Below are 12,789 nucleotides of genomic sequence, written 5' to 3'. Positions count from 1 at the left end.
ATTCCCCAATCCCCGCTCAAAACGTCCTGCATTGCCGCCACCGCACCGGTTCCTCGTGGCCGGGGCGCGGGTTGAGCTGGATGCGGACGGTGCGCAGGGATGGGTAGCGCTCCACTTCCTTGCAGATGCGCGGCCACACCTGGGCGTCGTCGCCGCTGCGGTCGACCACCAGGGTCATCTGCGTCTGCCAGATGCCGCGGATCACGCCCGGGGTGGCGGCCAGGGCCTTGGAGAGTTCCTGGCGGTTGCGCTGTTCGGTGGCGGGATCGGGGTCGGCCAGGTCGCCGGCGTCGTCCAGCGCAGGCTGGGGCGCGGCAGCGGTGGTGCTCGTTGGCGTGGTTGCGGCCGGCGTAGGCGCGGCTGCGGCAGCGGGCGTAGGCGATGACGCTGTTGCGGTCACGGCTGCCGGAGGCTCTGCGGGCTGCTGCAACGCCAGCGCACCGACGCCGGTCACCACGCCCAAGGCCAGCGAGGCCAGGCCGGCGATGGCGATGTGGCGCTGCGCGCGGCGGCGGCTGGCGCCGATCACGCCGTCTTCCAGTTCGCTGGGCAGGTAGGGCTTGAGCATCGGCCAGATGCGCGGGCCGTCGAGGATTTCCACCGCCTGCTTCTCGGCCGCGGCGATGCCGTCGCGCTGCACCTTGCCCTCGGTGATCAGGATGCCGCCCTGCGCGCCCATCAGCCGTGCCGCCGCGCCCAGTTCGTTGACCGCGGCCGAGCCGATCCGGTAGGCCCGGCCGTGCTTGCACGACAGCAGCCAGCGCGCGTCGCCGCGGGTCATCACGAAGTCGCTTTGCGGTTCCTGGCTCGTGTGCTCGTCGACGGTGGCGTCCTGCAGGTCGCGCTGTTCGCGCATTGCGCGCCGCACCATGTAGGAGAAATCGCGCCAGTGCAGGCCGGCCAGCGCATGCAGTCCGGCGCTGGCCTCATTCTCGCGGCGCCGTACCAGCCACAGGTAGAGGCTGGCCGCCAGCCATGCCGCGACTGCCAAGATCGCTGCCGCTATCCAGGAAAACATGCTCGCACCCGCACACGCGCCGTAAGGAAGTCAGTGTATCGCCAGCGTGTCACGGCGCCGGCAAGGCGACAGCGGTGGACGGCGGACAAAAAAGACCCGCCAGTCCGAAGCCGAGAGGGGAGGGGAGCAAACGGTCTTCTGATGGACTGGCGGGTCCGTTTCGATTGTCTGGAAAAACGTGCTGCTTTGCAACAATCCGGTTACTCGGCCGTGGTCGGCGTCTCGCTGCGTTTGCGGCTGGCGCGCTTGGGCGCGGCCGCGCGCTTGGCTGGCGCGACCTTGGCGACCACCGGGCCGGCAGGTCGGCGCGCCGGTGCTGCGCGCTTGGCGGCGCCGGCGGGCGACGCCGTGGTCTTCCTGGCGGCCTTCTTCGCCGCCGGCGCCTTGCCCGCCGCCTGCGTGGCACGGCCGCCGCGCAGATGCCGCAGTTCGCCATTGAGCGCGTCCACGCGCTCGATCAGCGCACCCAGGTCCTCGCGGCTGGGCACTTCCAGGCGGCGCAGCGCGCGCTGCACGCGGTCCTCGAACACCTTTTCCAGGCGGTCCCAGGTGTCGGCGGCGCGCTCGCGGGCCTGGCCGACCCGGTTCTCCACCGCATCGCGCACCGCATCGACCCCGCCACCGGCCAGCTTGCGCGTGCTCTGCTCCAGGCTCAGGCCTTCCTTCACCAGGGTCTCGAACAGCTTGCCGCCCTCGGCCTGCGCACGGCCGAACGCGCCGACCCCGGCCAGCCAGACCTGCTGCGCCGATTCGCCCAGGCGCTTGGACAGCTTTTCCGCCTGCGCCTGCAGGGTGTCGTCGGCAGCGGCGGTGCTGCGCTTCTTGCGGGCGGACTTCTTCAGAGTGGCCATGACGGTGCGGTTCCTTCGGCGGGTGAGTGGCGGGTTCGAGACTCGGGACTGTGACTAGAGTAATCACACCAGCGTGCGCAGTGCGCGGGGAGCGATGGCGCCGTCGGCCGGGGCGGCAGCGCTACGCCTCCGGCGAACGGCGGGTGCGGCGTGTGGCACGTCGGCCGGCGATGACCTGGTCGACGTCGTCCAGCGCACGCCGCAGCCGCGCGGTGGTCTCGGTCATGCGCCGCGGCTGCACGTCCACGCCATCGAGGAAGGTGCGCTTGCGGTCGTTGAGGATATCGTGGCGCAGCGCGATGCCGTGTGCGGCCAGCAGCGGCTCCAGCGTCTGCGCGTTGCGGCGCAGGTCGGACAGCGTGTTGCGGTAGGCGAGCTGGCACACGCGGTGGCGCGCGGCATAGCTGAAGAGATTGGTGAAGAACAGCTCGCCGTTGTCGGCGTTGGGCTCGAAGACCAACTGGTCCACCTGCGGGTACTGCCGCGCGTACTTCTCCAGCCCCACCTGCATGCGCGATTGCAGCAGGGTGCGGAAGGTCTGCGACAGCACCGCCGGCAGGCCGCCGGCGAGCAGCCGCGCGCGGTCGATGTGGCCATTGCGGCGCGGCGCGTGGGAGGCGTCGTAGGGCACCAGCGGGTTGATCCCGATCATCAGGTCGATGCCGCGCTCCAGCAAGGTGGAGGCATGCATGGTGCGGCGCAGCGCGCCGTCCACGTAATGGTGGCCGTCGATCTGCACCGGCGGATACAGCCCCGGCAGCGCCGCGCTGGCCTGGATCGCCAGCGAGATCGGCACGTGGTCCATGCCCGGCTCGCCGAAGCGCACCGCACGGCCGCTGTCCAGGTCCACCGCGACCACGAACAGATTGGCGTCGAGGTCGCGGAAATCGTTGCTGCGGCCGCGGCGGCTGAACACGTCCTGCAGGAAACGCTCGACCCCGGCGTTGTCGAACAGGCCGCTGGGCACCAGTCCGCCGAAGCGGGTGATCAGGTCCGACCAGCGGGTCTTGCGCGGTTCGGTGAGCAGGTCGTGCCACCAGCCGTAGGCCAGCCCCGGCAGGGTCGCGGCACGGCGCAGATACTCGTAGACGTTGGGCCGCAGGAAGTCTTCCGGGCGGAACCGCGCATCGTCGCTGTTGCCGGTGACGAAGATCCGGCAGATCTCGGCGCTGCTGATGCGGTTGGCCAGCCCGGCGGTCAGGAATGCACCGGAGCTGACGCCCACGTAGCAATCCAGGCGGGTCAGGTCCAGTCCGTCCAGCGCCTCGTCCAGGGCACGCAGCGCACCGAGGCCGTACATGCCACCGATCGGCCCGCCGCCGGCGATGGCCAGGCCGATGCGGCCGTTGGAATGGGGACGGGGCGAGGCGCTGTGGAGGGAAAGCATGCGCGGTCCGCAGGAGGCAGTGGCGCGAGTGTAGCCGAGCGCCGTGACGCTTGCGGTCGTGCCGGGCTGCGACCATCATCGGCGCCCATGGCGCGCAGCACTCCCGTCCTGGAACGACTCGGCCGCCGCCTGGCGTGGCACCAGGCGCTGCACGACCCCGTGCGCGAACCGCGCAATGCGCTGCGCTGGCTGCAGGAACTGCGGCGCTGGCAATCGGAGCGGCTGGAGCACAGCTTCGAGCATTTCCTGGAGGATCCGCAGCGGCGTCCGGCGGCGATGTTCTTCCTCACCGACGTCTATGGCGATCGCGACTTCAGCCGTCGCGACGCCGACATCGTCAAGGTGTTGCCGATGATGCAGCGGCTGATGCCGGCGTCGCTGCTGGACACGGTCGCCGACGGCATCGAGCTGGGTGCGCTGACCCACGCCCTGGACCTGCGCATGGCCGAGGCGCTGCAGGCCCTGGCGCCGCGGCGCAAGCGTCTGGACGCGGCGCTGTATGCCGAGGCCTATCGGCAGACCGGCTTGCCGCGGCTGCGCCAACGCCAGATCGACCTGATCGCCCGCGTCGGTCTGGGCCTGGCCAAGGCGGTGCATACGCCGGGCGTGCGCATGCTGCTGCGCTTCGCCCGCGGCCCGGCCAAGGCGGCGGGGCTGTCGGAACTGCAGGGATTCCTGGAGCGGGGTTTCGACGCGTTCTCCACACTGGGCGACGCCGAGGGGTTCATCGGCGATATCGAGACCACCGAGCGCGCCGTGTCGCGGCGGTTGTTTGCGGGCGATCCGGATCCGTTTGCGTTGGAGTGAGTCAGCGGTCGGACCCTCACCCCAACCCCTCTCCCGTCGGGAGAGGGGCTTTAGCTGCTCCCTTCTCCCGCCGGGACCATGGCCCCCTTTTGCGGGGGAAGGCGCCCCGCAGGGGCGGATGAGGGTACGAGCGAAGCCTCGTGCAGCTGATTGCGTCAGCGCTTGGTGCCGCACCCTCACCCCAACCCCTCTCCCGAGGGGAGAGGGGCTTTGGCTTCTCCCTTCTCCCCTCGGGAGAAGGTGCCCCGCAGGGGCGGATGAGGGTACGGGCGAAGCCTCGTGCAACTGATTGCGTCAGCGCTTGGTACCGCACCCTCACCCCAACCCCTCTCCCGAGGGGAGAGGGGCTCGATGCACTGATCAGCCCAGCTTTTCCGCCAGCACCCGCCGAATCTCGCTTTCCACCGTGCCCTTCATCGCCGACAGCAGGAAGCCCAGTTCGGCAGTCACGTGCACCTGCTTGGGCAGCAGCTCGATGCGTCCGTCCACGCCCGAGCGCGAGAACAGCAGGGAATCGCCATCCCAGTGCGATTCCAGGTCGAAGCGCTCGGACAGTTTCTTGGCGGCGGTTTCGATGGCCTTGCGGGCCTGTGCGGGGGTCTTGTCGTGGTCGTGGCGGATGTCGATGCTGGACATGCTGGCTCCTGTGCGGGCGGGTGCCCGCGTGAACGATCAGGCATTGTGCGTATGCGCGGTGCATTGTCCAGCGCGCGCGCTTCTGCACTCGCAGGCAACCTGCTAGGCTGCCCGCCGTGCACGATCTGCAAGTCCATTTCAGCAACCGCCAACATCCCGACCGGCCCCTGCGCGCGGGCGTGCATCGCATCGTGCGGCTGGCCTCCGGCCAGGTCAGCGTGGTCGACGACACCCAGGGCGCATTGCTGCTGGCGCAGTTCTGCCTGGACCGGCGCGGTCTGTGGCTGCAGGTCGCCAACGGCAGCCGCGGCATTCACGTCAACGGCCGCCCGGTGCGGCGCATGGCGCTGCTGCGCGCCGGCGACGCGGTCTACGCCGACGGCGTCGAAATGGTGGTGCAGGGCAAGTGCGAGCCGCTGCAGCGCCTGCCTGAGGTCAGCGAGGCCGAGTACGACGATCCGCGCCTGGTGCTGCGCGGCGTCGGCGGTCCGCACCATGGCCGCAGTTTCACCGTGGACCGGGTGCGCAGCATCGGCCGCCTGCGCGAGTGCGACATCCGCATCGACGATCCGGCCTGCGCCGAGCAGCACGCGCGCCTGGAACGGCATGGCGAGCGGGTGCTGCTGCGCGGCTTCGGCGAGGCGCAGACCCAGGTCAATGGCGTCGCCGTGCGCAGCTGCTGGCTGCAGCCCGGCGACCAAGTGGTATTCGATGCCCAGCACCGCTTCGTGCTGGAAGTCCCGCAGGTCGTCGGTGCCGAGCCGTTGCGCGACGACCCGGCACTGGCCGCGCTGGCGCTGACCCCGGCGGTGGCGCCGCACCCTGCCACCGCGCGGCGCTGGCCGTGGCTGTTGCTCAGCGCCTTGTTGCTGGCCGCCGCGCTCAGCGGCCTGCTGTGGTTCGGCGCGCGCTGAGCGCCCGCCAGCCGCGCCAGCCCAGCAGCACCGCCAGGATCGCCGCGTACAGCAGCGGTTCGCGGATGTCCGACTTCACCAGCCACCAGAAGTGCAGCACGGCGAGCACGCCGATCGCATAGATCGCCTTGTGCAGCTTGCCCCAGTTGCGCTTGAGCCGGCGCATCCAGCCCTGGGTGGAGGTGATCGCCAGCGGCACCAGCAGCAGCCACGCCATGAAGCCGACGGTGATGTACGGGCGTTTGACGATCTCCTCGAAGATCTGCGTCCAGTAGCCGCGCAGGTCCAACCCCAGATAGGCCGCCAGATGCACGGTCGCGTAGAAGAACGCGTACAGCCCGAGCATGCGCCGGAAACGCAGCAGCACCGATTGCCCGGTCAGTTGCCGCAGCGGGGTGATGGCCAGGGTCAACAGCAGCAGCCGCAGCGCCCACAACCCGGTGCGGTGCTCGACCTCGGCCACCGGATCGGCACCGAGCGCATCGCTGCCGGTCTGCCACACCTGCCAGAACTGCCAGCCCAGGTACGCCATCGGCGCCAGCGCCAGCGCGTGCACCACCGCCTTGGCGGCGATCAACGAAGCGGAGGTCTTAGCCATGCGCCGTCATCGCGCCGTGTTGGCACAGGCGCCACGCGGCACGCCGACTGCGATTCCAGCCGTCGCGCGAGGCAACCACCAGGCGCCGCGCTTTTCCCATTCCCGATTCCCAGTTCCCCATTCCCAGCCTCTCCTCAATACCATTTCTTCAGATCCATCCCCGCATACAGCGACGCCACCTGATCGGCATAGCCGTTGAACGGGCGGGTGGGGATGCGCTCGGCGAACAGCTTGCTGGCCTTGCCGGCGATGCGGCGCTCGGTCTTCTGGCTCCAGCGCGGATGGTCCACCGCCGGATTGACGTTGGAGAAGAACCCGTACTCGGAGGGTTGCAGCTCGTGCCAAGCGGTTTCCGGCATGCGCTCGACGAAGCGGATCTCGACGATCGACTTGATGCTCTTGAAGCCGTACTTCCACGGCACCACCAGCCGCAGCGGCGCGCCGTTCTGCTGCGGCAGCGGCTTGCCGTACAGGCCGGTGGCGAGCAGGGTCAGCGGGTGCACGGCCTCGTCGATGCGCAGGCCTTCCTTGTACGGCCAGTCGATCGAGCTGTAGCGGATGCCGGGCATCTGCTTGGGATCGGCCAGGGTGGTGAAGGCGACATACTTGGCCTTGGAGGTCGGCGCGAAGCGCTTGAGCACGTCGCCCAGCGGCACGCCCAGCCACGGGATCACCATCGACCAGCCTTCCACGCAGCGCAGGCGGTAGATGCGCTCCTCGGGCGTATGGCCCTTGAGCAGGTCGTCCAGGGACAGCGTGCCGGGCTTCTCGCATTCGCCGGAGACCTTCACCGACCACGGCGAGGTGCGCAGGGTCTTGGCCGCCTTCGACGGATCGGTCTTGTCGGTGCCGAATTCGTAGAAGTTGTTGTAGCTGGTCACGTCCTCGTAGCGGGTCAGCTCCTCGTTGGTGCGGAACCCGCTGCGCGCCTGCTCCGGCGTCACCACGGTCTTGGGCGGGGCCGGCGGCTCGGCGTCGGCGCAGCCGACCAGGCCGGCCACCGGGGTCAGCGCCAGGGCCTGCAGCAGGCGCCGCCGGTCGCGGTAGACCGCCTCGTCGGTGATCTCGCGGCTGGGAACGGTGAGGGCATCGCGCAACGACATGGCGGACTCCTGGAGCGAAGGGGGCGAGCAGTGGCGGGGACTTCACCACAGACTACGCATGCGCAGGGCGAATGGATGCAAATGCAACCTAAATTGCCCGGGCCGCAAGCTGTTGCGCTGCGGCATACTAGGGGTTCTGTCCGATAGGTGCCCCATGACGCGCGCGTTCAATTTCAGTGCCGGCCCCGCTGCCTTGCCGGAATCGGTCCTGCGCCAGGCGCAGGCGGAGATGTTGGAGTGGAATGGCGTGGGCGCCTCGATCGTGGAGCTGAGCCACCGCGGCGCCGAGTTCATGGAGGTGGCGGCACAGGCCGACGCCGACCTGCGCCGGCTGATCGGCATTCCCGACGACTATGCCGTGCTGTTCCTGGCCGGTGGCGCCACCACCCAGCAGGCGCTGCTGGCGCTGAACTTCGCCGCGCCCGGGCAGACCGTGGACTACGTGGTGACCGGGCACTGGGGCAAGACCGCGATCAAGCAGGTCGGGCCGTACGTCGACGTGCACGTGGCCGCCAGCAGCGAGGCCGACGGCTTCCGCGACATCCCGCCGCGCGCGGCCTGGCAGTTGCGCGAGGATGCCGCCTACGTGCACATCACCGCCAACGAGACCATCCACGGCGTGGAGTTCCGCGACACGCCCGACGTTGGCGACGTGCCGCTGTTCGCCGACTTCAGCTCCAGCATCGCCTCCGAGCCGATCGACGTCTCCAGGTACGCGCTGATCTACGCCGGCGCGCAGAAGAACCTCGGCCCGGTCGGCGTCACGGTGGTGATCATCCGCCGCGACCTGCTCGAACGCGCCGGCCAGCCGCGCGCGGACATCTTCGATTACCGCTCGCATGTGGCGCGCGACTCCATGCTCAACACCCCGCCGACCTGGAACTGGTATCTGGCCGGGCTGGTGTTCAAGTGGATGCTGGCCGAGGGCGGCGTGGAGGCGTTCGCCGCGCGCAACCAGGCCAAGTCGGCGCTGGTGTACGCGGCGATCGACGCCTCCGGTGGCTTCTATCGCAACGAGGTCGCGGCGGCAGTGCGCTCGCGGATGAACATCCCGTTCTTCCTGCCGGACGAGACTCTCACCACGCGCTTCGTCGCCGAATCCAAGGCGGCCGGCCTGCTGGCGCTGAAGGGCCACAAGGCGGTCGGCGGCATCCGCGCGTCGCTGTACAACGCCATGCCCCTGGCTGGCGCGCAGGCGCTGGTCGCGTTCATGCACGACTTCCAGCAGCGCCACGGCTGAGTCGCCGATTTTTGTAGGAGCGGCTTCAGCCGCGACCGGATCGCTTCGGCGATCCGGACCACCGAGGAACCCCCGATCCATGGCCGCAAAGCCGAAGAAATCTCCCGCCGCCGACGCCAAGCCGGCCAAGTCCGCGAAACCCGCCGCCACGCCGGCCCTGGCCGACGTGCGCGCCAAGATCGATGAGATCGACCGCACCATCCAGGCGCTGATCGCCGAGCGCGCGCAGTTCGCGCACCAGGTCGGCAAGGCCAAGGGCAAGCTTGCCGCGGCGGTGGACTACTACCGGCCCGAGCGCGAGGCGCAGGTGCTGCGCATGGTGGTGGACCGCAACCAGGGCCCGCTCAGCGACGAAGTGCTGGTGCACGTGTTCCGCGAGATCATGTCCGCGTGCCTGGCGCAGCAGGAGCCGCTGAAGATCGGCTACCTGGGGCCGGAGGGCACCTTCAGCCAGCAGGCGGTGCTCAAGCACTTCGGCCGCTCGGCGGTGGGCCTGCCGATGGCCACCATCGAGGAAGTGTTCCAGGAAGTGGAAAGCGGCAACGCCGACTTCGGCGTGGTGCCGGTGGAGAACTCGGGGCAGGGCACGATCCAGGTCACCCTGGACATGTTCCTGACCTCCAACCTGAAGATCTGCGGCGAGACCGAGCTGCGCGTGCACCAGTTCCTGCTCTCGCGCAGCGGGCGGCTGGACGCGATCGAGCGGATCTACGCGCATCCGCAGTCGTTCGCGCAGACCGCCGGCTGGTTGCGCGCGAACCTGCCCAAGGTGGAGAAGATTCCGGTCTCCAGCAACGCCGAGGGCGCGCGCCGGGCGCGCAATGCCGACGATGCGGCGGCGATCGGCGGGGAGAGCGCGGCGCATGTGTATGCGCTGAAGAAGGTGATCATGAAGTCGATCGAGGACGACGCGGACAACACGACGCGCTTCCTGGTGATCGGGCGGCAGATCTTCCCGCCGTCGGGGCACGATCGTACGTCGGTGCTGGTGTTCATCCACGACAAGCCGGGTGCGTTGTTCGATGTGCTCAGTCCGTTCGCGCGGCATGGGATCAGCATGAATCGGATCGAGTCGCGGCCGTCGCATCAGGCGAAGTGGGAGTACGGGTTCTTCATCGATCTGGCGGGGCATGTGGAGGATGAGGCGATGAAGTTGGCGTTGGCGGAGTTGAAGGCGCATTCGGCGCAGATCAAGGTGTTGGGGTCGTATCCGGTGGCGGTGCCTTGATTTGGTTCCGCGGTTGCTTCGTCTCTAACCGCTGCAGGGCGCTTTGGTCACTAGGAGATGTGCACCTGTAGGAGCGGCTTCAGCCGCGACGGGGCATTCCCTGGAATGTGAAACCGCTTCTTCAGCAGCAACAGCTTTAACGGCAACAGCTTTCGCGCTGACGCGCGAGTCACTTTTCTTTGCTTGTGCAAAGAAAAGTAACCAAAAGAAACACACCCCCGGGCGGGCTGCCCCGCGCTGCGCGCGGGGTCCTCGGACACGACGGGAATTTTCGGAAGGCACATCCATGTGCCTGCCGAAAACGACGCGCATCCTGCGCGCCGCCCCTCACGGGGTTTTACCCGCCGTGTCCGCCAGCCCTCACGGGGGATTGAGAGCAACAGCGAAAGCAAGAACAACGGCAACAGCAGGAACAACAGCAACAGCAGGAACAACAGCAACGGCACCGGCAACGGCGGTGGCTGACTTGGTGTAGGCGTCGTGGCAGCAGCGCAAGCGCGCTGTAGCGGCGCCGATGTCGCCGGGTGGTGGTGGATCTTCGGGTGGTTGGACTTTCAGGAACGATGATGAGCAACGAGCAAGGCTGGATCGCAACGCGCGGCACTGCGCTGCAGGGCACGCTGACGGTGCCGGGGGACAAGTCGGTGTCGCACCGGGCGGTGATGTTCGCGGCGTTGGCCGATGGCACGTCGCGGATCGAGGGGTTTCTCGAGGGCGAGGACACGCGTTCGACGGCGGCGATCTTCGCGCGGCTCGGGGTACGGATCGAGACGCCGTCGCCGTCGCAGCGTGTCGTGCATGGCGTGGGCGTGGATGGGCTGCAGGCGCCGCAGGGCGAGCTGGATTGCGGGAACGCCGGCACCGGCATGCGTCTGCTCGCCGGGCTGCTCGCGGCGCAGCCGTTCGACAGCGTGCTGGTCGGCGATGCGTCGCTGTCCAAGCGGCCGATGCGCCGGGTCACCGAGCCGCTGGCGCTGATGGGCGCACGCATCGACACCGAGGCCAATGGCGTGCCGCCGCTGCGCATCCATGGCGGCCAGCCGCTGCGCGGCATCGACTTCGTCTCGCCGGTGGCCAGCGCCCAGGTCAAGTCGGCGGTGCTGCTGGCCGGTCTGTATGCCGACGGTGTCACCACGGTGCAGGAGCCGCATCCCACCCGCGACTACACCGAGCGCATGCTGTCCGCGTTCGGCGTGGACATCGAGTTCTCGCCGGGCCAGGCGCGGCTGCGCGGCGGCCAGCGTCTGCGCGCCACCGATATCGCGGTGCCGGCGGACTTCTCCTCGGCGGCGTTCTTCATCGTCGCCGCCAGCATCATTCCCGGCTCGGACATCACCCTGAAGGCGGTCGGGCTCAATCCGCGCCGAACGGGTCTGCTGGCCGCGCTGCGCTTGATGGGTGCGGACATCGTCGAGCACAACCACAGCGAGCACGGCGGCGAGCCGGTCGCCGACCTGCGGGTGCGCTACGCGGCGCTGCGCGGCGCGACGATTCCCGAGAGCGTAGTGCCGGACATGATCGACGAGTTCCCGGCGCTGTTCGTGGCCGCCGCCGCCGCCGACGGGCAGACCGTGGTCAGCGGCGCGGCGGAGCTGCGGGTCAAGGAATCGGACCGCCTGGCGGCGATGGCCACCGGGCTGCGCAGCCTGGGCATCGTCGTCGATGAGACCCCGGACGGCGCCACCATCCACGGCGGCACGCTGGGCGCTGGGACCATCGAGAGCCACGGCGACCATCGCATCGCCATGGCCTTCGCTATCGCCGGGCAGCTGGCGCAAGGCGAGGTGCGGATCCAGGATGTGGCGAACGTGGCGACGTCGTTCCCGGGTTTCGACACGCTGGCGCGCGGCGCCGGCTTCGCGTTGCGCACCGCCTGATCGCCTGCGCAGCACCGGCCGCGTGCAAGCGCGGCCGGGGGAAGAGGCAAGTCGGGTTGTCGAAACGTCAGTGCGTCGGCTGCGGACGCGGCGGATCGTTGGCGGGTGTCGACGGTGTCGACTGGGTAGCTCGGTAGCCGCTGCCGTCGTCGTCGCGGTCCACGGCCAGCCACCAGCCGGCCACCGCCAGAGCCAGTGCAATCACGATCATCCAGGCCCACGGCGACCCGCGATCGGCCCGCGCATGCGCTTCCCCGCGCGCAGACGACGGGCGGGCGGGGCGCTTCCACGCGTCCAGCGGCTGTGTCGACTTGTACGGGGTGGGCATGGCGGCAACTCCGGTGCCGTGGGACGGGTCCAGTGTCACCCAGGACCCGCCTCAGGGGTGTCACCCCCATGTGAACGCCGCCCGCGCGTCCGGGCGGCGGTTCAGTTACGGCCCCGGCTTGAAGTCGAACGGAATCTCGATGCTGGCCGGCACTGCACGGCCGTTCTGCTGCGCCGGGCGGAACTTCCAGCGGCGCACGGTTTCCATCGCCGCGCGGTCCAGATCGCGCGAGCCGCTGCGCCGAAGCAGGGCCACGCCGGCGGGCGCACCGCTGGCATCGACCTCGACCCGCACCACCACCGTGCCGGCATCGCCACGGCGCAGCGCCGCCGGGGGATAGCGCGGCGGCGGGGTCTGCCCTTCCAGCGGCACCGGGCGGTTGCCCGGTGCCAGCGCGGTGGCCGTGTTGCCGGCGGCATCGGTGCCGGCGGCCGGCGCCGGCGCTTCCGTGGTCGGCGGCGGCGCCGGTGCGGTTTCCACCAGCTTCGGCGCGTCGCCGGCGGGGACCGGCTTGGCCTGCGGCATGCTGCTGGCGGCGCTGCCGGCGGGCAGCGGCTCGGGCAGCGGCTTCACCTGTTCGGTGTCCTGCTGCACCTGCTGCGCCGGCTGCGGCTTGTAGAAATCGTTGTCCTTGCGTCCGACCAGCCACACCACCAGGAACAGCAACAGGCCGGCGGCGAAGGCGATGCCGACGATCGCGAGCAGGCGCCGCGGCAGATGCAGCACGATGCCGGACTTGGAGGACGAGGGCGACGTGGACATGGGACTCACCGTAGGGAACCGTTCGATTCTGGCATAGCCG

13 protein-coding genes are annotated in these 12,789 nt (G+C 69.5%); 5 read left to right on the top strand and 8 right to left on the bottom strand.

The features are described from left to right. Positions 1-16: 16 nt before the first annotated feature. From CEK69_RS11925 to CEK69_RS11915, 3 genes are all read right to left on the bottom strand, one after another. Positions 17-1,018, bottom strand: a complete 1,002-nt coding sequence (locus tag CEK69_RS11925) for a restriction endonuclease (RefSeq protein WP_193313972.1) — start codon at positions 1,016-1,018, stop codon at positions 17-19. A 200-nt stretch (positions 1,019-1,218) separates the two neighbouring features. After that, the gene (locus CEK69_RS11920) at positions 1,219-1,869 is read right to left on the bottom strand and encodes a phasin family protein (RefSeq protein ID WP_152239089.1); all 651 of its coding nucleotides are present in this window, start codon (positions 1,867-1,869) and stop codon (positions 1,219-1,221) included. 121 nt (positions 1,870-1,990) lie between these two features. Next, positions 1,991-3,256 (bottom strand): patatin-like phospholipase family protein, encoded by a 1,266-nt coding sequence (locus CEK69_RS11915; protein WP_152245769.1) that lies wholly within the window; start codon positions 3,254-3,256, stop codon positions 1,991-1,993. An 87-nt stretch (positions 3,257-3,343) separates the two neighbouring features. On the opposite strand from CEK69_RS11915, the gene CEK69_RS11910 reads away from it, so the two are divergent. Continuing rightward, on the top strand, positions 3,344-4,063 hold the full coding sequence (locus CEK69_RS11910; protein ID WP_152245767.1) for a hypothetical protein: 720 nt from the start codon (positions 3,344-3,346) through the stop codon (positions 4,061-4,063). A gap of 360 nt (positions 4,064-4,423) precedes the next feature. Here the strand turns inward: CEK69_RS11910 and CEK69_RS11905 are convergent, their stop codons facing one another. Then, positions 4,424-4,699: a polyhydroxyalkanoic acid system family protein gene (locus CEK69_RS11905; protein WP_017907797.1), complete on the bottom strand. Its 276-nt coding sequence runs from the start codon at positions 4,697-4,699 to the stop codon at positions 4,424-4,426. A gap of 116 nt (positions 4,700-4,815) precedes the next feature. Here CEK69_RS11905 and CEK69_RS11900 point away from each other — a divergent pair, with 116 nt between their 5' ends. After that, positions 4,816-5,613, top strand: coding sequence for an FHA domain-containing protein (locus CEK69_RS11900; protein ID WP_152245765.1), 798 nt, complete (start codon positions 4,816-4,818; stop codon positions 5,611-5,613). Here CEK69_RS11900 and msrQ read toward each other — a convergent pair. Continuing rightward, positions 5,582-6,211, bottom strand: a complete 630-nt coding sequence (gene msrQ / locus CEK69_RS11895; protein ID WP_152181386.1) for a protein-methionine-sulfoxide reductase heme-binding subunit MsrQ — start codon at positions 6,209-6,211, stop codon at positions 5,582-5,584. The two genes, CEK69_RS11900 and msrQ, sit on opposite strands and share 32 nt — an antisense overlap. 134 nt (positions 6,212-6,345) lie before the next feature. Further along, on the bottom strand, positions 6,346-7,314 hold the full coding sequence (gene msrP / locus CEK69_RS11890) for a protein-methionine-sulfoxide reductase catalytic subunit MsrP (protein WP_152245763.1): 969 nt from the start codon (positions 7,312-7,314) through the stop codon (positions 6,346-6,348). Between the two features lie 154 nt (positions 7,315-7,468). Here msrP and serC point away from each other — a divergent pair, with 154 nt between their 5' ends. From serC to aroA, 3 genes are all read left to right on the top strand, one after another. After that, the gene (gene serC, locus CEK69_RS11885) at positions 7,469-8,554 is read left to right on the top strand and encodes a 3-phosphoserine/phosphohydroxythreonine transaminase (protein WP_152236277.1); all 1,086 of its coding nucleotides are present in this window, start codon (positions 7,469-7,471) and stop codon (positions 8,552-8,554) included. Between the two features lie 79 nt (positions 8,555-8,633). After that, positions 8,634-9,782 carry a prephenate dehydratase gene (gene pheA, locus CEK69_RS11880; protein WP_017916069.1) on the top strand — a complete coding sequence of 383 codons (1,149 nt, stop codon included), beginning with the start codon at positions 8,634-8,636 and terminating at the stop codon, positions 9,780-9,782. 563 nt (positions 9,783-10,345) lie between these two features. Next, positions 10,346-11,659 carry a 3-phosphoshikimate 1-carboxyvinyltransferase gene (gene aroA / locus CEK69_RS11870; protein WP_152245759.1) on the top strand — a complete coding sequence of 438 codons (1,314 nt, stop codon included), beginning with the start codon at positions 10,346-10,348 and terminating at the stop codon, positions 11,657-11,659. Positions 11,660-11,726: 67 nt separating this feature from the next. On the opposite strand, the gene CEK69_RS11865 is transcribed toward aroA, so the two are convergent. Both CEK69_RS11865 and CEK69_RS11860 read right to left on the bottom strand, forming a co-directional pair. Beyond that, entirely contained in the window at positions 11,727-11,987 is a 261-nt protein-coding gene (locus CEK69_RS11865) for a hypothetical protein (RefSeq protein WP_148829457.1), read from the bottom strand. Between the two features lie 105 nt (positions 11,988-12,092). Further along, positions 12,093-12,749: an energy transducer TonB gene (locus CEK69_RS11860; protein WP_152245757.1), complete on the bottom strand. Its 657-nt coding sequence runs from the start codon at positions 12,747-12,749 to the stop codon at positions 12,093-12,095. Positions 12,750-12,789: the final 40 nt, after the last annotated feature.

It is taken from the genome of Xanthomonas sp. LMG 12462, assembly GCF_009192885.1.
Classification (GTDB): Bacteria; Pseudomonadota; Gammaproteobacteria; order Xanthomonadales; family Xanthomonadaceae; genus Xanthomonas_A; species Xanthomonas_A sontii.
This window is presented reverse-complemented; position numbering and strand designations above follow the sequence as displayed.